The sequence below is a fragment of the Streptomyces sp. NPDC005955 genome (assembly GCF_042871255.1).
In the GTDB taxonomy this organism is placed as follows: Bacteria; Actinomycetota; Actinomycetes; order Streptomycetales; family Streptomycetaceae; genus Streptomyces.
Map to the genome: position 1 here is coordinate 268,171 of NZ_JBIAIF010000005.1, position 20,193 is coordinate 288,363.

Annotated in this window: 12 protein-coding genes; 5 read left to right on the top strand and 7 right to left on the bottom strand. The window is 71.0% G+C overall.

The window, feature by feature from the left end; genetic code table 11:
* Positions 1-9 precede the first annotated feature (9 nt).
* The 6 genes from ACFYOU_RS15590 to ACFYOU_RS15615 all read right to left on the bottom strand — a co-directional run bounded on the left by ACFYOU_RS15590 (position 10) and on the right by ACFYOU_RS15615 (position 6,265).
* A complete protein-coding gene (locus ACFYOU_RS15590) occupies positions 10-771 on the bottom strand; it encodes a thioesterase domain-containing protein (RefSeq protein WP_391306096.1) in 762 nt (253 codons plus the stop codon).
* Positions 768-1,517, bottom strand: coding sequence for a thioesterase domain-containing protein (locus tag ACFYOU_RS15595; protein WP_391306098.1), 750 nt, complete (start codon positions 1,515-1,517; stop codon positions 768-770). Before ACFYOU_RS15595 ends, ACFYOU_RS15590 begins: the two co-directional genes overlap by 4 nt.
* A gap of 32 nt (positions 1,518-1,549) precedes the next feature.
* Positions 1,550-2,842: a cytochrome P450 gene (locus ACFYOU_RS15600; protein ID WP_391306100.1), complete on the bottom strand. Its 1,293-nt coding sequence runs from the start codon at positions 2,840-2,842 to the stop codon at positions 1,550-1,552.
* The gene (locus tag ACFYOU_RS15605; RefSeq protein WP_391306102.1) at positions 2,826-4,664 is read right to left on the bottom strand and encodes an amino acid adenylation domain-containing protein; all 1,839 of its coding nucleotides are present in this window, start codon (positions 4,662-4,664) and stop codon (positions 2,826-2,828) included. The genes ACFYOU_RS15600 and ACFYOU_RS15605 overlap by 17 nt, the downstream gene beginning before the upstream one ends.
* 59 nt (positions 4,665-4,723) lie before the next feature.
* Positions 4,724-4,942, bottom strand: a complete 219-nt coding sequence (locus ACFYOU_RS15610; protein ID WP_385747414.1) for an MbtH family protein — start codon at positions 4,940-4,942, stop codon at positions 4,724-4,726.
* Positions 4,943-5,158: 216 nt separating this feature from the next.
* The gene (locus ACFYOU_RS15615; RefSeq protein WP_391306105.1) at positions 5,159-6,265 is read right to left on the bottom strand and encodes a branched-chain amino acid aminotransferase; all 1,107 of its coding nucleotides are present in this window, start codon (positions 6,263-6,265) and stop codon (positions 5,159-5,161) included.
* Between the two features lie 214 nt (positions 6,266-6,479).
* Here ACFYOU_RS15615 and vioD point away from each other — a divergent pair, with 214 nt between their 5' ends.
* From vioD to ACFYOU_RS15635, 4 genes are read left to right on the top strand one after another with little or no spacing between them, the layout of a single operon-like run.
* Entirely contained in the window at positions 6,480-7,616 is a 1,137-nt protein-coding gene (gene vioD, locus ACFYOU_RS15620) for a capreomycidine synthase (RefSeq protein WP_391306107.1), read from the top strand.
* Complete coding sequence (locus tag ACFYOU_RS15625) at positions 7,613-12,304, top strand: amino acid adenylation domain-containing protein (protein ID WP_391306109.1); 4,692 nt, start codon at positions 7,613-7,615, stop codon at positions 12,302-12,304. Before vioD ends, ACFYOU_RS15625 begins: the two co-directional genes overlap by 4 nt.
* Positions 12,301-16,158 carry an amino acid adenylation domain-containing protein gene (locus ACFYOU_RS15630; protein WP_391306110.1) on the top strand — a complete coding sequence of 1,286 codons (3,858 nt, stop codon included), beginning with the start codon at positions 12,301-12,303 and terminating at the stop codon, positions 16,156-16,158. Before ACFYOU_RS15625 ends, ACFYOU_RS15630 begins: the two co-directional genes overlap by 4 nt.
* Positions 16,130-16,960: a metallophosphoesterase gene (locus tag ACFYOU_RS15635; RefSeq protein WP_391306112.1), complete on the top strand. Its 831-nt coding sequence runs from the start codon at positions 16,130-16,132 to the stop codon at positions 16,958-16,960. The genes ACFYOU_RS15630 and ACFYOU_RS15635 overlap by 29 nt, the downstream gene beginning before the upstream one ends.
* Positions 16,961-17,209: 249 nt before the next feature.
* On the opposite strand, the gene ACFYOU_RS15640 is transcribed toward ACFYOU_RS15635, so the two are convergent.
* Entirely contained in the window at positions 17,210-18,472 is a 1,263-nt protein-coding gene (locus ACFYOU_RS15640; protein WP_391306114.1) for a cytochrome P450, read from the bottom strand.
* Positions 18,473-18,665: 193 nt separating this feature from the next.
* Here ACFYOU_RS15640 and ACFYOU_RS15645 point away from each other — a divergent pair, with 193 nt between their 5' ends.
* Positions 18,666-20,192 (top strand): aldehyde dehydrogenase family protein, encoded by a 1,527-nt coding sequence (locus ACFYOU_RS15645; RefSeq protein WP_391306116.1) that lies wholly within the window; start codon positions 18,666-18,668, stop codon positions 20,190-20,192.
* Position 20,193 lies beyond the last annotated feature (1 nt).

Here is a 20,193-nt window from a genome sequence, read left to right on the forward strand (position 1 = left end):
GTTCGGGGCTCACCCGAGTTGGTCCACGATCACGCGGATGACCTGCTGCTGGCCTTCCTCGTCGAAGAAGTGGCCGCCCGGGATCGGCGTCAGACTGAACCGGTCACGTGTCTCCCGGGACCAGTCCGTCATCCGCTCGGGATGTGCTTCGGGGTCCTCGGTGCCCGCGAACGCGTGGACAGGGATGTCCAGTGGCGTCTCGGGGTGGAAGCCGTGGGTACTGAGCACCGTCAGGTCGGCTCGCAGTGTCGGGAGCAGCCCGGCGAGCAGTTCGGGCTGTTCCAGGACTGCGACGGGCGTGCCGCCCATGTCGCGCACGTACCCGACGAGGCCGTCCTCCCGTCCGTCCCACTCCCACTGGCCGTTGTCGCACGCGGGGGCCACACTGGCGGCCACGAACAGCGCGTTCGGTCCCGGCAGTCCACGTTCGCGCAGGGCGTGGGCCAGCGCCCAGGAGACCCTGGCTCCCATGCTGACGCCGTAGAGGGCGAACGGCCTGTCGAGGTGCGGCTCCATGACCTCGATCAGGTCGTCGACAAGGGGGGCCATGCGCTCGTAGGGCGTCTCGATGAACCGGTCGGCACGACCGGGGAGTTGCACCGCCACCGGCTCGACGTACCACGGCAGTTCCTGTGGCCACTGGCGGAACAGCGAGGTGTTGCCGCCCGCGAAGTGGAAGCAGAACAGGCGGGTCTCGGCAGGGCCGGTGCGGCCGAACCGCTTGAACCAGCGGCGGTCCATGTTCGTACCCGGCGTCGCGGTGCCGGTCATCGTCCGGCCGCCGTCAGCAGGTTGCCGGTCATCAGGTCGAGGAGGCTGTCGGGGGCCTCCATGAACTTGTGGTGGTGGCCTTCGAGCAGGACGGCGGTGGTCTCGCCGCACTCCTTCCAGCCCGTCATGTCGGCGTAGGGGATCTCGTCGTCCTCGGTCCAGCCGATGGCGGTGATCGGGCCGGGCAGCCGGAACGGGTCGGGCACGACGTATCGCTTGTTGGTGTCGACGTCGGCGCGCAGGATCTCCAGGTAGAAGGAGAGGAGTTCCGGGTTGGGGTTGCCGCCGAGCTTGCGCATCAGCCCTTCGAGTTCGGCCTTCAGTTCCGTGTCGTCCAGCGACAGGAAGCGGCCGGCGGGTCCGTCCTGGGGAGCGACCTCGGAGGACACGTAGAGCTGTGACGCGGCGGGCTTGCCCGTGCGAGCCAGCTCGGCGGAGACCTCGTACGCGGCGAGCGCGGACCCGCAGTGGCCGAAGAAGGCGAACGGCAGGTCCAGGTAGTCCTCCAGGCCGGGGATCATGGCCTGGGCGAGCTCCTGGTAGGTGGTGAAGTTGGGCTCGGCGAACCGCGTCTCGTGGCCCGGGAGCTCGACCGGGATGAAGTCCACCCCGTCGCGGTGGCGGGGCCACTGGCGGTACATGCTGGCACCACATCCCGAGTAGGGGATGAGGAACACCCGCGCTACGGCGTCGGCCGACGGCCTGTGGGGCAGCCACGGGTTCCGGCCGGAGGGGCGGTGGTTCATCGGCAGGTCTCCAGGGTCGGGAAGCGCGGGGGTCAGCGCAGACGGGCGGTGATCGGCAGGTGCTTGTACCCGGAGATGAAGTTCGACCGGAGCCTGGACTTCTCCCCCGCGTACGCGAAGTCGGTGAACCGGCTGAGGAGTTCGGTGAAGAGGATCCTCAGGGTGACCCGGGCCACGGTGTGGCCGACGCAGTAGTGCGGGCCGATGCCGAACGCCACGTGCTTGTTCGGCCGGCGCCGCAGATCGAAGGTGTCCGGGTCGGGGAACACCTCGCGGTCCCGGTTGGCGGACCCGAGCCAGACCACCACGGCGTCGCCGGCCCGGATCCGGGTGCCGCGGATCACGACGTCGTTGACGGCGTAGCGCATGAAGTGGCTGACCGGGGACGCCACGCGCAGGGCCTCCTCCACGGCGGTGGACGTCACGCTGAGGTCGGAGGCCCAGGTGTCGAGCAGCCCGTCCTCCACGTGCTCGGCCATCAGGTAGTTCGGTGAGTGCGGCGTGGTGACCACGGCGCCGAGGAGGACGCTGTAGCAGTTGGACATCACCTCGCCGGGCGTCATGCGCCGGCCGTCCACCTCGGTCGTGATCAGGACACTGATGAGGTCGTCGCCCAGATTGCGGCGACGCTCGCCGTAGATGTCCTGGAAGTAGGCGAACAGCTGGCGGTGCGCGTTGTCGAGGGTCGCCTGGGTGCCGCCTTCCAGCCGGTACTCGGGGTCGTCGGCGGCTATGGAGGAGTTGAGCAGCTTGGCCAGCCGGGGCCAGTCCTCCCGGGGCAGGCCCATGGACGTGCCGCCGACGGCGACCGGCAGGGCCAGCATGGCCTCGGCGAAGTCGAACGGACCGCCGTCCTCAAGAGGGCGCAGGACCTCCAGGACGAGTTCACGGATCATCTGGTCCTGGCGCTCGATGGCCTTGATGGCCATGGCCTTCTGCAGCCGGGCGCGCATGATCGTGTGCCGAGGGGGGTCGGTGGCCGCGATCTGCCGCCCGCCGGCCGGGTCCTCGACGCCGAGGATGTTCAGCAGTGTGCCGCGCTCGGAGGTGAAGGTGTGGGAGTCGCGCAGCACCTGGTCGGCGTCGTGGTAGTTGGCCACCGACCAGAAGCCGTTCGCCTCGTCGACCTGCTGCCAGGTGAGGTGGTCCTTCTCGCGCAGCTCGGCCCAGAGTGGATGGTAGTCGCCGTGGCTGTAGAGCATGGGGTCGGCCAGGCCCATGGCGGCCTTTCCGACCGGGCAGCCGGGCGCCGGCTGGGCGGGTACGACGGGGCACCCGCCGACCGGGGCGATGGCTCCGGCTGCTGATTCATCCAGCGGCAGCATGCTCGGCCTCCTGTGTTGACTCGGGTGAGCCCAGCCCCTGGCTCTGCCGCAGGCCCTCGACGAGGTCGGCGATCGTCGGGCGCAGGTACAGCGTCCGGGCAGGCAGATCGACGTTGAATTCGTGTTGCAGAGCGGCGAGCAGTTCGGCGGCCATCAGCGAGTGCCCGCCGAGCTCGAAGAAGTTGTCGGTGGAGCCGATCGGCTCGACGTCGAGTGCCTCGCTCCAGATCTCGGCCAGGCGGCGCTCAAGGTCGTCGGCCGGTTCGACGTACTCGTTCCACACGTTGCGCGGGATCTTGGCCGAGGGCAGGGCGCCGCGGTCCACCTTGCCGTTCGCGTTGAGCGGGATCTCCGGCAGGACGAGGATCGCCCAGGGGACCAGGTGGGCGGGCAGGGCGGCCCCGAGCGTCTCGCGGAGGTTCACGCCGAGCGCCGCGGACTCCTCCTCGGACAGCTCGCCCGCGGCGACGTACGCGATCAGCCGGGTGTCACCGGCTCCGTCGGTGTGCGTGAGCGCGGCCGCCTCCTCGACCCGGGGGTCCTTGAGGAGTTCCGTCTCGACCGTACTGGGCTCGACCCGGTAGCCGCGGATCTTGACCTGGCGGTCGACGCGGCACAGGAAGTCCAGGTTGCCGTCGGGCAGTTCGCGAACGATGTCGCCGGTGCGGTACATGCGGCGGCCGGGTTCGGCTCCGAAGATGTCGGCGACGAACTTCTCGGCGGTGGCGCTCGGCTTGTTGAGGTATCCCGTGGCCACGCCGTCGCCGCCGACCCACAGTTCGCCCCATTCGCCGGGCGGGACGGGGCGCATCGCGTCGTCGAGGATGGCGGCGGCGGTGCCGTGGATGGGGGTGCCGATCGGGACGCGTTCCTCGTCACTGCTGGTGCGGGTGGTCCAGCAGGTGGTGTACGTGGTGTTCTCGGTGGGGCCGTACCCGTTGGTGAACGTCAGGTCCGGGTGCGCGGCGAGGACCCGGCGGACGTGGTCCGGGGAGAGGACGTCACCGCCCGCGAGGAGGTGCCGTACGGTGCCCAGGCCGTCCAGGTGGTGGGCGACCATCTTGTGGAAGAGACCCGAGGTCAGCCACAGGATGGTGACGCCCTCGTCCTGGATGGTCTTGACGATCTCTTCCAGGTCCGCCCGGCCGGACGGGGCGAGGGCGAGGCGGCACCCCTTGACCAGCGAGGTCCAGATCTCGAAGGTCGACACGTCGAAGCCGACACGGGTGATCTGCAGGAAGACGTCGTCGGGGCGTACGTCGATCCAGTCGGGGGTGTCGATGAGCCGGAAGATCGCGCGGTGCGAGACCACGACGCCCTTGGGCGACCCGGTGGAACCCGAGGTGTAGCAGACGTAGGCGGGGCTGTCCGGTCCGATCTCGGCGGCGGGCAGCAGGCCGGGCTCGGCGGCGGGCTCGGCGGGGTCGTCGATGGACAGCACGTGCTCGATGCCGTGGGCCAGCGGCGCGGTGCCGGAGTCGACGACGGCGAAGCGGGCCCGCGCGTCGTCGAGAATGCGGGCGCGCTGCTCGGCCGGCTCGGCCGGGTCGAGGTACAGGTAGGCGCCGCCTGCCTTGAGGATCGCGGTCAGCACGACCATGAGGTCCATCGACCGGTCGAGCATGACGGCGACGACGCTGCCGCCGCCGACCCCGGCCGCGCGCAGCCGCCGCGCCACGGCGTCGGCGTCGGCGTCGAGTCGCCGGTAGCTGAGGCTGCGGTCGCCGTGGCTGATCGCGGTCGCCTCGGGGGTCCGCGCGGCCTGCTCGGCGACCATGTCGTGCACACAGCGCGGCGAGCGAGCTGACTGAAGGCTGCCCATCACTGATTCCCTACCTTGTTCTTCTCTGCTCGGCTCTGCGTCACCGATGCCGGGCGGGTTCAACGGGAGGCGGAGACCGCCGCGGGGTCCTGGCGCGCGCTGAGGGGGCGGAGATCGGTCCAGTTCTCGTCGATGTAGTCCAGGCAGGACTGCCGGGTGCCTTCGTGGACGGCCGTCCAGCCGGCCGGAACGTCCAGCTTGACCGGCCAGAGCGAGTGCTGTTCCTCGGCATTGACGAGGACGGCGAAGGTCCCGTTGGAATCGTCGAAGGGATTCATTGCATGGGCTCCTTGAATGGGCAGCTGGAATGGGTGCGGGCCGGACGGGAATGCCGCACCGTGTTCTTCGGAGGGAGCGCCGGCGCTGCCGGGAAACATCGACGAACTGCGCGAACGGATCGCCACTTTGTCGTGGGACGTCGAGCCGACGCTATCCGCAGGGAACTCCCGCGTGGTGTCACATGAAAGGACGACATCCGGGGGCGGGGCACGGACTCAGCCCACCTTGTACACCCAGGAGTGCGGGTCGGGCAGCCGCCCGTACTGGATGTCGAGCAGCTCCTTGCGCAGCCGTCGGGTGACGGGGCCGGGCTCGCCGTCCCCGATGGTCCACCCCTTGCCGCCCGCTCCCTTGACCCGGCCGATCGGGGCGATGACGGCCGCCGTCCCGCAGGCGAAGGCCTCGGTCATCCTCCCGGACGCGCACAGCTCCTCCCACTGCGGCACCGACATGGGCCGTTCCTCGGCGTCGAGGTCGAGGTCGGGGGCGAGGCGGAGCAGGGAGTCGCGGGTCACGCCGGGCAGCAGCGTGTCGGTCAGCGGGGGCGTGACGATCCGCGACCTGCTCCCGCCCTCCTCGCGCAGGACGAAGAAGACGTTCATGCCGCCCATCTCCTCGACCCAGGTGTGCTCGGCCGCGTCCAGCCACACCACCTGGTCGCAGCCCTCGGCCACGCCCTGGCGCTGGGCGGCGAAGGCCGCGGCGTAGTTGCCGCCAACCTTGGCGGCGCCGGTGCCGCCGGGCGCGGCCCGGGTGTACTCCTCCGACAGCCACACCGTCAGCGGCCGGAGCCGTTCGCCGGCGCCGAAGTAGGCGGTGGCGGGCGAGGCGAACACCACGAACAGGTAGCTGCGCGAGGGAAGCGTGAAACCCAGCTCGTGCTGAGTGGCGATCATCAGGGGTCGCAGGTAGAGGCTCTCGCCCTCCCTGGAGGGGACCCAGGCCGCGTCCTGGGCGACCAGCAGCTCCAGAGCCTCCAGGAAGGTCGCCTCGGGAATGGCGGGCATGGCGAGGCGTTCCGCGGAGCGGTTGAACCGGCGCGCGTTGACCGACGGCCGGAACAGCGCGATGCCGCCGCCGTCCTGCCGGTACGCCTTCATGCCCTCGAAGCACTCCTGTCCGTAGTGGAACACGGAGGCGGAGGGGTCGAGACTGAGGGGGGCGTACGCTTCGAGCCGCCCGTCGTACCAGCCGCGCTCCTCGTCGAAGCGCACGGTCACCATGTGGTCGGTGAAGGTCCGGCCGAAGCCGGGTGAGCCGAGGACCGCCTCGCGCTCCCGGTCCGGCATCGGTCGGTCACTGGTGTGTATCTCGAAGTCCACCGGCTGACCACCTGCTTCCTCGTTGAACTCGGGGGTGTGAGGCCCTGATGTAGACCAGAAGCTACCGGCAGTGACTCGGCGCGGCGGTGTCACATGAAAGGACGACGTGCGGGCGCGGAGCCGGTGAAAGAGGCTGGCCGAGACTGGGGAATCTGTCGAACTTTCGGCTCCGCAGTTCCCGTTCGAAGTGGCCGCGAACAGAGTGGAAATACGTATGGGCATTGCCGTTGCCAAGCTGGAAGCCTGGATGCGCGACTATTACCACAAGGTCGATCACGACATCGGCAGCAGCGGGGTGCGCGACCTGTCCATGGCGGAGCTGCGCACGCTCTGCGACTTCGAGCTGTCCGAACTGGATTCGCTGGTGCTGCACGACAGCGAGGCGTACGGCGGACCCGGACTGCGGGCCGCGCTCGCGGACCGCTGGACCGGCGGCGACGTCGACCCGGTCATGGTCACGCACGGGTCCAGCGAGGCGATCTACATCGTCATGCACACGTTGCTCGAAGCGGGCGACGAGGTGATCGTCGTCGACCCGGCCTACCAGCAGCTGTACGACATAGCCGGGTCGATGGGGTGCCGGATCACCCGCTGGCCGCTCCGCGCCGACCGGGGCTTCCGTCCCGACATGGCGCTGCTGCGTGAACTCGCCGCGTCCGGCCCCCGGATGATCGTGGTGAACTTCCCGCACAACCCGACCGGGGTGTCGATCACCGCCGAGGAGCAGGACGAGCTCATCGCCATCGCGGCCGCGTCGGGCGCCTGGCTGGTCTGGGACAACGCGTTCGGCGAGATGACGTACACCCAAGACCCCCTGCGTCTGCCGCACGACCGCTACGACAAGGTCATCTCCTTCGGCACCCTCTCCAAGAGCTACGGGCTGGCCGGCATGCGGGTGGGCTGGTGTCTGGCGCCGCGGGAACTGCACGAGGAGATGGCGGTGCTGCGTGACTACATCGCGCTGTACGTCTCCCCCGTCCTGGAGTTCTTCGCCGAGAAGGCGATCCGCAACGCGGACCGGATCGTGGCGTTCCAGCGCGACCACGCGAACGCCAACCTCAAGCTGCTGCGGGAATGGGCGGCGGGCCTGCCCGAACTGGTCCGGCTCACCCCGCCGGACGGCGGTGTGACGACCTTCGTCGCGTTCCCCCGCCTCCCCGACGTGGAGCGCTCCTGCCGACGGCTCGCGGAGGAGCACCGTGTGCTGCTGGTTCCGGGCATGTGCTTCGGCGACGACTTCCGCTCCTACGCCCGGCTCGGCTTCGGCGGCACCACCGCCGAGCTGACGGCAGGACTCTCCTCCCTCGAACAGGTGCTGCGCGAAGACTCCCGAACGGTGGCTGCCCCATGACTGAGGACCTGCAATCCCGTATCGCCGCCCTCTCCCCGGACAAGCGAGAACTGCTGGAGCGGCGGCTCGCGGAAATGGCGGCCGCGCGCGAGCCCGCCGCCGGCCGAATCGAGCCGCGCGACCGAGACACGCCGACCCCGCTGTCCTTCGCCCAGCTGCGGGAGTGGACCACCGGCCGGATCCGCGGCTCCAACAACATCGGCGGAGCGCTGCGGCTCGTCGGCGACCTCGATCTCTCCCTGCTCGGCCGGGCACTGACGGAGATCGTCGACCGTCACGAGGCGCTGCGGTCCACGGTCGAACTGAACGGCCGCATCCCCGTACAGGTGGTCCAGCCGGTCACTCCGGTGCCGATCCCGCTCATCGACCTGTCCGACCTGCCGGCCGAGGAGCAGCCGGCCGAGGTGCGGCGGCGCGCGGACGCCGAGCTGGAGCGCCCCTTCGCCCCGGAGGACCCCCAGCGCCTGCGCATCAAGCTGCTGCGGCTGGCCCCGGACACACATGTGGCACTGTTCACGACCGACCATGCGGCCTCCGACGCGTGGTCGATGGCCATCCTCGTACGGGAGTTCGTGGCTCTGTACGGCTCCCACCGCATGGGCGGCACGAGCGCGCTCCCGCAACTGGAGATCCAGTTCGGTGACTTCGCCGCCGCACAGGCGCGGGAGTTCACGGACGAGCGGATCAGCGCCGAGCTCGCCTACTGGAAGCAGGCGCTGGACGGTGTGCCGACCCGCCTCTCCCTGCCCGTCGACCGGCCCTACCCCGCCCGGCCGACCTTCGCGGGCGCCCAGTACCACATCGACCTCTCGCCCGAGCTGAGCAGCGACCTCAAGGTGTTCAGCGAGCGGGAGAACGCCTCGCTGTTCATGGTGCTGCTCGCCACCTTCTCCGTACTGCTCCACCGGTACTCGGGCCAGGACGACCTGGTGATCGGCTCGGCCATCTCCGGGCGCAACCGGGTGGAGACCGAGGAGCTCATCGGCTGCTTCGCCAACCTGCTGCCCCTGCGGATGTCGCTCGCCCAGGACCAGACGCTGCGCGACCTCGTACACGCCGCCCGGGACACCACCACCGCCGGCTACGACCACCAGGACCTGCCCTTCGAGCGGCTCCTGGAACAGCTGGGCATCGGCCGGGAGGCGTCGCAGACCCCGCTGATCCAGGTGATGATCAACGTCCTGACCGCCCCGGCCAGCACCCTCGAAGTGCCGGACCTCACCATCGCCCCGGAGCCGATGGACATCGGACCGGTCTCCATCGACCTGACCCTGTTCGCGATGCCGCGCGGCGACACCGTCTCCTTGCAGTGGCAGTACTCCACCGAGCTGTTCGACACCGGGACGGTGGAGTTGCTGGCCGCACAGTTCACCCAGGTGCTCCGTCAGCTGGTGACGGCGCCCGACACGACGGTCGGCGACGTCGAGTTCATCGTCAGCCCGGTCGCGGCGGCAACAGCCCCGGTCCCCGCCGCGGTGGCGGACCACGGCCCGGGCTTCGTAGAGCTCTTCCAGCGGCGCGCGGCCCTCGCCCCGCACACCACGGCGGTGGTCCACGGCGGAACCGCCCTCAGCTACGCGGAGTTGAACCGCAGCGCCAACCGGCTCGCGCACGAGCTGCGCGAACGCGGTGTCGGAAGGGAGGTGCCGGTCGGCATCCTGCTCGATCGCTCGCCCCGCATGGCCGTGGCGATCCTCGCGGTGCTCAAGGCCGGCGGCTACTACGTTCCCCTCGACCCGTCCTACCCGGCGGAGCGCCTGACGTTCATGCTGACCGACTCCGACCTGCGGGTACTGATCGTCGAGAAGGAGGCGGACGGCGCGCTGGCCGCCGCGGGCGACGCATGGCCGGGCGAAGTCGTCCTGGTGGAACCGCCCCTGGGTCAGCCCGCACACGATCTGCCCACGCTGCCCGACCCCGCCTCGACGGCGTACATGGTGTACACGTCGGGTTCGACCGGCCGCCCCAAGGGCGCCCAGATCGAGCACCGCTCCCTGGCGACCTTCGCCCGTGACGTCGTGGACCGTTTCGGGCTCGGCAGCGGGGACCGGTTCCTGCAGTTCGCCTCGCCCAGCTTCGACGTCCTCGTGGAGGAGCTGTTCCCCATCTGGCTGGCCGGCGGCGCGGTGGTCATCCCCGCCGAGCAGCTACTCGGCGGCGGCGCCGATCTCGCGGAGCTGGCCGAGCGCGAGCGCATCACGGTGATGGAACTGCCCACCGCGTACTGGCACGAGTGGACCCGGTCGCTGCGGCGCGAGGACCGCGAACTCCCGGAGTGGCTCCGCCTCGTGATCATCGGCGGCGAGCGGGTGCTGCCCGACCGCATCACGATGTGGGAGCCGCTCGGCGTGCCGCTGATGCACGTGTACGGCCTGACGGAGACGACGGTCAGCTCGACCTTCTTCCGCGTCGACCCGGTCGACCAGAGCCGCGACTGGCCCAACCTGCCGATCGGCACACCTCTGCCCTCGGCCGATCTGCGCATCCTGGACCACCGGCTGCGCCCCGTCCCCGTGGGCAGTATCGGTGACCTGTACATCGGTGGCATCAGCCTGGCCCGCGGCTACTACGGCCGCCCCGGTCTGACCGCCGCGCGGTTCGTCCCCGACCCGGACCCGGCGCACCCGGGCGCGCGGCTGTACCGCACCGGTGACCTGGTGCGCCAACGGCCCGACGGCAACATGGAGTTCGTGTCCCGCTCCGACACGCAGGTCAAGATCCGCGGTTTCCGGGTGGAGCCCGCGGAGATCGAGGCGAACCTCAGCCTGCACCCCGACATCACCGAGTCGGTGGTCGTCGTGCACGAGCCGGAGCCCGGGGACAAGCGGCTCGTCGCCTACATCGTGCCGCGTACCTCCCCCGCGCCCGCCGCGGGTGCCCTGCGCGAGTTCCTGGAGAAGGAACTGCCGCCGTACATGGTGCCCGCGGCGTTCGTCGAGCTGCAGGCCCTGCCGCTGACCCCGAACGGCAAGATCGACCACGCGGCGCTGCCTGCGGCCACCGCCGAACGCCCGGCCGGGGCGGCAGAGTTCGTCGCTCCGCAGAACCCCGTCGAGCAGCAGCTCGCCGAGATCGTCGCCGGCGTCATCGGCGCCGAGGGCATCAGCGTGCACGACAACTTCTTCGAGCTGGGGGGCGACTCGATCCTGGCCATCCAGGTCGTCGCACAGGCGCAGGACATCGGCATCCGGATCTCCCCTCTGGACCTCTTCGAGCACCCCACGGTCGCCATGCTCGCCGCGGTGACGACGGCGGCCCCGGTCATCGACGCCGAGCAGGGCGTGGTCAGCGGACCGTCGCCGCTCACGGCGCGGCAGCGCTGGTTCTGCGGCTCGGACATCGCCGACCCGCACCACTGGAACGTCTCCACGCTGCTCGAACTGCGTGAGTCCTACCCGCAGGACATGCTGCGCGAGGCGGTCGTCCAGCTGCTCATCCACCACGACGGCCTGCGACAGCGCTTCCAGCTCAACGGCGTCCAGACGCGCGTCCGGATCGCCCTGCCCGACTCGCGTACGCCGTTCACGGTGCACGACCTGTCCGACCTGGACGGTGAGGAACGGGAGCGCCGGATCACGGAGCTGACCGCCGAGGCGGCGGCGGGTCTCAAGCCCTCCGTCGGCCCGCTGGTCCGGTTCGAGTTCTTCCGGCTCGGCGAGGGACGCCCCGACCAGCTGGCGGTGATCGCACACCACCTGGTCGCCGACGCCATCTCCCTGCGCATCCTCGTGGAGGACCTGCGGACCGCGCTGCTCGCGCTCGGTGCGGGCCGGACCGTCGCGCTGCCGGCCAAGACGACGTCCTGGCAGTCCTGGGCGCGCCGCCTCGCGTCGTACGCCGGTACGCAGCCGGTGCAGTCGCAGCGGCCGTACTGGACGGACCTGATCGAGGACGCGTCCGGCACGGTGCCCTTCGACACGGCGCAGCTCCCGGGCGCCGACACTGCCGCCGACGCCCGCGAGGTCGTCGCGCGACTGGGCGCCGAGGAGACGACCGAGCTGCTGCACACCGTCCCGGCGGCGCACAACTGCCGGATCGACGACCTTCTGCTGGCGGCCTTGAGCCGCACCCTCGGCGACTGGACGGGCTCGACGCGCACCCTGATCGACCTGCGGCGGCACACCCGCGACCAGACCTTCGGGGACATCGCCCTGGCACGCACCATCGGCTGGCTGGACACCGTCCACCCGGTCGGCCTCGTCAGCGAACCCAGCGGCACGCCCGAGACCACAGTGAAATCGGTCAAGGAAGCCCTGCGGGCCGTCCCCGAAGGCGGGCTCGGCTGGCAGTTGCTGCGCCAGGGCAACGACCCGGTGCCGGCCTCCCCGGCGCAGCTGCTCTTCGAGTACACCGGCCAGCTCCACGAGCCGTCACCGGCCACGGACGGTTTCACCGCGCTCGGACCCGCCGGCCCCGCGACGAGTCCGCGCGGCCGACGCCCGTACCCCCTCGCGGTCCGCGCCTCGGTCACCGGCGGCCGACTGACCGTCACCTGGGAGTACAGCGCCAGGCTGCACCATCACGAGACCGTGGACCGGCTGTCGGAGCGGTTCCTGACGGAGCTGCGGGCTCTGACGGCCGACGGGGACGCCACGCACGTCCCGTCGGACTTCCCGCTCGCCCGCGTCGATCGATCGCAGCTCGACGGGCTGCTCAGTCGTCTCCAGACCGGTCAGGAGACCCCGTGAGCCGAGCCGACATCGCGGACGTCTACGAATTGTCACCGCTCCAGCAGGGCATGCTGCTGCACACCCTGTACGGCGGCGACGCGGACACCTACGTCGCGCAGCGCAGCTTCGAGATCACGGGCACGCTCGACCCCGACCTCCTGGAGCTGGCCTGGCAGCAGGTGGTGGTCGCGCATCCCGCGCTGCGGACCTCCTTCCACTGGGAGGGCCTCGACAAGCCGCTCCAGGTGGTGCACCGCAATCCGCCCGGCGCGCTGACGCGGCACGACTGGTCGGCAGCAGACACCGACGAGCAGCAGGACGGGTTCGAGCGGCTGCTCGCCGAGGACCGGGCCGTGGGCTTCGACCCGGAGCGGCCGCCGCTGCAGCGGCTGCACCTGATCCGGCTCGGGGACCGCCGCCACGGGTTCGTCTGGACCCATCACATGCTGCTGCTCGACGGCTGGTCGGTGCCGATCGTCCTCGGCGACTTCATCCGGCGGTACCAGTGCCTGCTCGCGGGCGCTCCGGCACCGCCCGCGCCCGCCCCTTACCGGGACTACATCGCCTGGTTGCAGTCCCAGGACATGCAGGCGGCCCAGGACTGGTGGACTGGGGCCCTCGCGGATTCCGCCGGCAGCGGTCGCCTCGGCCCACTGCTGCGGCTCGACCCGCGTCGCGGTCCCGGCGCCGTCGAGGAGGTCCGCAGGGCGCTGCCGGCCGCCCTCGACGAGCGGCTGCGCACGATCGCCGCCCGCAACCAAGTCACCCTCAGCACCTTGATGCAGGCTGCCTGGGCGCTGGTGCTCCGCCGCTTCAGCGGGGACGCGGAGGTCACCTACGGCTGCACCAGTTCGGGACGCCCCGCCGAACTGCGGGGCGTCGACGAGATGGTCGGATCGTTCATCAACACCCTGCCGATCCGGATCACCGTCCCCGACGACGGCGGGCTCTCCGACTGGCTGCGGAAGATCCAGACGGCGCACTCCACGGCCAGGCGGTACGAGTACACGCCCCTGGCGCAGATCCGGTCCTGGGCGAACCTGCCCGGGAACGAGCCGCTGTTCGAGAGCGTCGTCGTCCTCGACAACTACCCGCTCGCCATCGGCGACGGGAAGCTGGCCGAGCAGTTCTCGGTCCGCTCGGTCAACGACTTCGAGAAGACCAGCGAGGCGCTGACCCTGATCGTGACACCCGCACCCGCCTCGGTGATCCGGCTCGTCTTCCACCGCGAACGGTTCGAGCCGGGCACGGTCGACGACATGATGGGGTACCTCTACCGCGTCCTCGGGGCCCTCACCGACGCCGAGACGGTCGACGGCGTCATGACGGCCGCCGCCGGGCCCGAGGAGAGCCGTCCGGCGGTCAGCGTGCGGTACCCGGACGCGGAACAGACGCTTGCCGCGCTGATCGAGCGGCAGGCGGCGGCGACCCCCGACGCGGTCGCCGTCCGCGCCGACGACGGCACCCTGACCTACGCGCAGTTGCTCGAACGCTCCCGCCGGGCGGCCGGCGCGCTCGCGGCGGCCGGGGCCGGCCCCGGCCGGTTCGTCGGGGTCTGCGCCGAACGCGGCCTGGACATGGTCACGGGCGTGCTCGGCACCCTGCTCACGGGCGCCGCCTATCTGCCCCTGGAGCCCTCGCTGCCGCCCGCGCGCCTCGCCTTCATGGCGGGCGAAGCGGGTGTGACGGTGGCCTTCGCCTCGCCGGACTGCGTGGAGACGGCCGTACGAGCCGGGGCGGAACAGGTCCTGACTCCGGCGGACCGGGCCGAGCTGCCGCGCGCGGCCGGTCCGGGCCGCCCCGGCGACGCCGCCTACGTGCTGTTCACGTCCGGCTCCACCGGCCGCCCCAAGGGCGTGGTCGTCACCCATCGCGCGATCGTCAACCGACTGCTGTGGATGCAGGAGACGTTCCCGCTCGGCGCCGCCGACCGGGTGCTGCAGAAGACTCCGCTGAGCTTCGACGTGTCGGTGTGGGAGCTGTTCTGGCCGCTCGTGAACGGGGCCACCATGGTTCTCGCCCGGCCCGGCGGGCACCAGGACAGCACCTATCTGGCCCGCGTCCTGACCGAACAGCACGTCACCGTCGCGCACTTCGTGCCGTCGATGCTCCAGCTCTTCCTCGACGAGCCCGTCGACGCGCCTGCCCTGCGCAGGGTGGTGTGCAGCGGCGAGGCGCTCCCCCGCCCCCTGGTGGAGCGCTTCCGCGGTGTTCTCCCGCACGTGGAGCTGCACAATCTGTACGGACCGACCGAGGCGGCCGTCGACGTCACCTGGTGGGACTGCGCCCGCCCCGCGCCGGCCGGCACCGTCCCGATCGGCGACGCCGTCGCGAACACCGGGACGCACGTACTGGACGAGCGCCTGGCGCCCTCCTACCCCGGCGTTCCGGGCGAACTCTTCCTCAGCGGCGTGCAGTTGGCACGCGGCTACGTGAACCGTCCGGCGCTGACCGCCGAACGGTTCATCGCGCACGATCTGGCGGGCCCCGGCGGACGGCTGTACCGCACCGGCGACAAGGTCCGCCGGCTCCGGGACGGAACGCTGGAGTTCCTCGGGCGGATGGACCACCAGGTGAAGATCCACGGCTACCGGATCGAGCTGGGCGAGGTGGAGCAGGTGCTGCTCGACCAGCCGTCGGTCCGCGAAGCGGTGGTGACCGTCCGGGACGGGACGCGCCTCGCCGGGTACGTCACCGGCGACAGCCCCGACCCGGCCGCCCTGCACGACGCCCTGCGGGCGGCTCTGCCCCGCTACATGGTTCCGGCCACGGTCACCGTCCTGCCCGCGATGCCGCTCACCCACAACGGGAAGCTGGACCGGCAGGCGCTGCCCGATCCCGCGCCGGCCGTGGAGGCGGCCGCCGTCGAGGCGCCCGCATCGCCGCGCGAGGAGACCATCGCCGAAGTCTTCCGGGACCTGCTCGGCCTGCCCGCCGTCAACGTCACCGCGAGCTTCTTCGACCTGGGCGGCGACTCCTTCACCGCCGTCCGCGCGGTGCGCCGGATCGAGGGCGCCACCGTGGGACTGCTCGCCGCCTGTCCCAGCGTCCGCGAGCTCGCGGCGGCCCTCGAAGCGGCCGACGAGCCCGGACCGCTGCTCCGGATGACCCCGCGGAACCGGACGGCCACGCACACCCTGGTGTGCGTGCCGTTCGGCGGCGGCAGCGCCATCGGCTACCAGCCCCTCTCGGGCCGTCTCGACCCCGCGATCGGCCTGCTGGCCGTGGCACTGCCCGGTCATGAACTCGGCGGCGACCCGGAGCTGCGGCCCCTCGACGAGGTGGCGCAGAGCGTCGTGGACGAGATCCTGAAGAACGTGGAGGGGCCGGTCTCCGTTTACGGGCACTGCGTCGGGGTGGCGCTCGCCGTCGAGGTGGTGCGTCGCCTGGAGACGGCCGGACGCGACGTCGAACGGCTCTTCCTCGGGGCCTCGTACCCCTACTACGGGAGCCGGTTCGCGCGGCGGCGCCGCGAGGGGCCCGACTCCGACCGGGCGGAAATGCGCTATCTGCAGTCGCTCGGCGGATTCGACGGGGTGGTCCAGGAGGACGAGCTCGCCTTCGTCATGCGGGCGTTCCGGCACGACGCGGGGGCCGCACAGGCCTACTTCGGCGAGCACTGGCCGCGCCGCGGCCGCACCGCGCCGCTGGCGGCCCCGATCACCGTGGTCATCGGCACGGACGACCCGGAGACCCCCCGCTACGAGCGCAAGCACCGGGTGTGGGAGCGCTTCGGCTCCTCCGTCGACCTGGCGACCGTTCCGGGAGGCGGCCACTACTTCCTGCAACAGCAGCCGGAGATCCTCGCCGCTGTCATCGCGGCGAGGTTGGGGACGGGGGACCATGAGCGGCAGACTCCTCGCGATCAGTGATCTGCACGTCTCCCACGGCAGGAACCGTGACCTGATCAAGCGCGTGGAGCCCGTGTCGCCCGACGACTGGCTGATCGTGGCGGGCGACGTGGCCGAGCGCATCGACGATCTGGCTTGGGCGCTCGGACTGCTGCGCGAGCGCTTCGCGCGGGTGATCTGGACCCCCGGCAATCACGAGCTGTGGACCACCCGGGGCGGGGGTGACACCCAGCGCGGGGACATCCGTTACCGACAACTGGTGGAGACTGCGCGGGAGCTGGGTGTCGACACGCCGGAGGATCCCTTCCCCGTCTGGGAGGGCCCCGGCGGCCCGGTGACCGTCGCGCCGTTGTTCCTGCTGTACGACTACAGCTTCCGCCCCGCCGACGTCACCATGGAACAGGCGCTGGACGAGGCGTGGGAGTCCGGGGTGGTCTGCACCGACGAGGCGCTGCTGCACCCGGACCCCTACCCCGACCGCGTCGCCTGGTGCCACGCCCGCGTCGAACTGACCGAGCGCCGCCTGGCCGCACTGGACCCGGACCTCCGGCTGGTGCTCGTCAACCACTTCCCGCTCGTCCGGGAGCCGACCCTGGTCCTGCGCCGTCCGCAGTTCGCCCTGTGGTGCGGTACGGACCGGACCGCGGACTGGCACACCCGCTTCAACGTCGCGGCCGTCGTCTACGGCCACCTGCACATTCGCCGGACCACGTGGTACGACGGAGTGCAGTTCATGGAGGTCTCGGTCGGCTATCCGCGCGAGTGGATCGCCCGTGGTGACTACCCGGGTGCCCGCCAGGTGCTTCCCGTCCAGGAGGGCTGATCATGCTCGCGGACATCCTGCCGGCGAAGGCAGCGGTGAGGGGGCTCAGGGGGACCCGCACGGGCGGGGACGTGCCCGCGCTCGGGGTGGACGCCGTACCGAACGAGCCGCTGCCCGGCAGGGGTGCTCCGCGCGAGCGGCCTGCCGAGCGGCCCGGTCGTTGACGTCTGTCGGCGGGGCCAGGAGCCAGGGGCCGACGGTCCTCCGACGGCCGATCAGCCGCGTCGACCACGCTGCGGAGCAGTACGCCTAGAGGGCGGGCACGTCCGGCAGGTCGCGGGGCTTGTCGCGCAAGGTCACGGAGGTGGGCAGCACGGCATAGCCGCGCTGGTGCGGAGAGTGCACGCGCCGGGCGTACGTCATGTCGATGTCGTAGTCGGAGATGCGCGCCCCGATCTCCTCCAGGGCGATCTTGATCTCCAGCTTGGCGAGGGCGGCACCCAGGCAGTAGTGCGGACCGTGTCCGAAGCTGATGAGCTGGCTGGTGTCCCGGTCCAGATCGAAGCGGTCGGGGTCGGAGAAGACGCGGCGGTCGCGGTTGCCGGAGGCGGGCAGGACGGCGACGCGGCTGCCCGCCGGCAGCAGGACGTCGTGCAGCACCGTGTCCTCGGTGACGGTCCGAGCGACCATCTGGCTGGCCGAGTCGTAGCGCAGGGTCTCCATCGTCCAGTCGTCGGGACGGTGTTCCAGTCCGGCCCGCTTCACGTCGGGGTGCAGACCGCCGTGGTACCAGGCGTTCCCGATGACCTTGCCCGTTGACTCGTTTCCTGCGGTGATCAGCAGGAAGAGGAAGGCGACGATCTCCGAGTCGCTCAACGGCCGGTCCTTGACCCGCACGTCCAGAAGGTGCGAGGTGAGGTCGTGGCCGGGCTTGCGCCGCAACTCGGTGACGTGCGCGACGAAGTACGAGGCGAGGCGCAGGGCGGCCTGGACGGAGCCCGCCGGGCGGTCCTCCTCGCCGTCGCCCCGCAGGTTCAGCATGTCGGTGTCGGCGCGGATGAGGTCCCAGTCGGCGGCGGGGATACCGACCATGTCGCACACGATGTCGTTGGGCAGGGCCGCCGCGTAGTCACTGGCGAAGTCGAACTCGCCCTGCTCCAGCAGCGGCAGCAGCCGGTCACGCGCCATCCTGCGGATACGGGCCTCTTGCCCGGTGACGTGCCGGGCGGTGAATCCGCTGGACACCAAGGTGCGCAGCCTGCCGTGTTCCGGCGGGTCCATGGCGAGGAAGAAGCTGGTCTTGTACGCCTCGGGTCCCCACAGTTCGGTTTCCAGGGAGATGCCGTTGCGGTTGGAGAACAGCTTGGGGCTGCGCAGCGCCGAGAGCACGTCCTCGTGCCGGGACAGGGCCCAGAAGTCACGTTCCTCGTTGCGGTAGACCGGCTCGTTCTCCCGCATCCAGGCGTAGACCGGGTAGGGGTCCTCGTGCAACTCCCAGGAGAACGGGTCATAGACAGGCCGATCCACCGCATCGATCACGCTGTCCTGCCTGGCCGAGCTGTCGGTGTGCATCTATACGACTCCATCGCCGGTACGAACAGGGCCCCCTGCGCCCTGCGTCAGGAACCTACGACGCGGACGGCCATCTGTCCTGTCACGCGAACCGGGGGCTGCCGGGACGGTCCGTCCCGACATGTGCTAGGGGCTGCCGAACGCCAGGAAGTCCGCCGGACCGCGGCCCGCCTCACCTTTTCGGGAGCCATGCATGACCACCCTTGCCCTGCCCGCCACGGAAGACCTCCGCGCGCGTGCCCGCGCGTGCTTGGACCGCATCGGTGCAACGGTGCCGGAAGGCGACGACCTGTACGCCCGGACGCCGATCACCGGAGAGGACCTGTTCGGGCTGAAGGGCAGTGGCACGTCGGAGACGGAAGCGGCGGTGGCCGCCGCCCACGAAACGTTCCTCGCCTGGCGTTCCACGCCGGCTCCGCGCCGCGGTCAGGTCGTGCGCCGCTTCGGCGAGCTGGTGCGCGAGCACCACGACGACCTGGCCGAGCTGATCACCCTGGAGGTCGGCAAGATCGAGGCCGAGGCGTACGGCGAGGTCCAGGAGATGATCGACATCGCGGACTACGCGGTCGGCCTCTCCCGTCAGCTGTACGGGCGGGTCATCGCGTCCGAGCGGGCCGAGCACCGAATGGTCGAGTCCTGGCACCCGCTGGGTGTCGTCGGCATCATCTCCGCGTTCAATTTCCCGGCCGCCGTCTGGAGTTGGAACACCACGGTCGCGCTGGTCTGCGGGGACACCGTCGTGTGGAAGCCGTCCGAGCAGGCGTCACTGATCGCGCTGGCCTGCGACCACCTGCTGGCCCGGGCCGCCGAGGAGTCCGGTGCCCCGGCCGGCATCCACCACCTGCTGCTCGGTGGACGGGAGACCGGCGAGACACTCGTGGACGATCCACGGGTGGCGCTGGTCAGCGCCACCGGCTCGGTGCCGATGGGCCGGGCCGTCGGCGCCCGGGTGGCCGCGCGCTTCGGGCGCTCCCTGCTGGAGCTCGGCGGCAACAACGCGGCCGTCATCGCCCCGAGCGCCGACCTCGAACTGGCTCTGCCCGCGGTCCTCTTCGCCGCCGCCGGCACCGCGGGGCAGCGTTGCACCTCGCTGCGCCGGCTCATCGTGCACCGGGACGTCGTGGACGTGCTGCTGCCGCGGCTGACCGCCGCCTTCGAGCGGCTTCCCGTCGGCGACCCGTTCGACAAGGACACGCTCGTCGGCCCGCTGATCTCCCGGGCTCCGCTCGAAAGGATGCGGGAGGCGATCGCCCGGGTCACGGACGACGGCGGAAAGCTGCTGGTCGGCGGCGACCGAGTCGAGACGACCGCCGGGTCCGCCGCGTACGTGCGGCCTGCGGTCGTACGGATCGACGCGCACTCCCCCGTGGTGCGGGAGGAGACGTTCGCGCCGCTGCTGTACGTGCTCACGTACGACACGCTCGACGAAGCCATCGCCCTGCAGAACGACGTCCCGCAGGGCCTGTCCGCCAGCATCTTCACGCGGGACCAGCAGGAGGCCGAGATCTTCCTGTCCGCCGTCGGCGCGGACACCGGACTGGTGAACGTGAACCTGGGCACGTCGGGGGCGGAGGTCGGCGGCGCCTTCGGTGGCGAGAAGGAGACCGGGGGCGGCCGGGCGTGCGGCTCGGACGCTTGGCACGCGTACATGCGCCGGTCGACCAGTGTCGTCAACTACTCGGGTGAGGTGGCCCTCGCCCAGAACATCAGCTTCTCCTGAC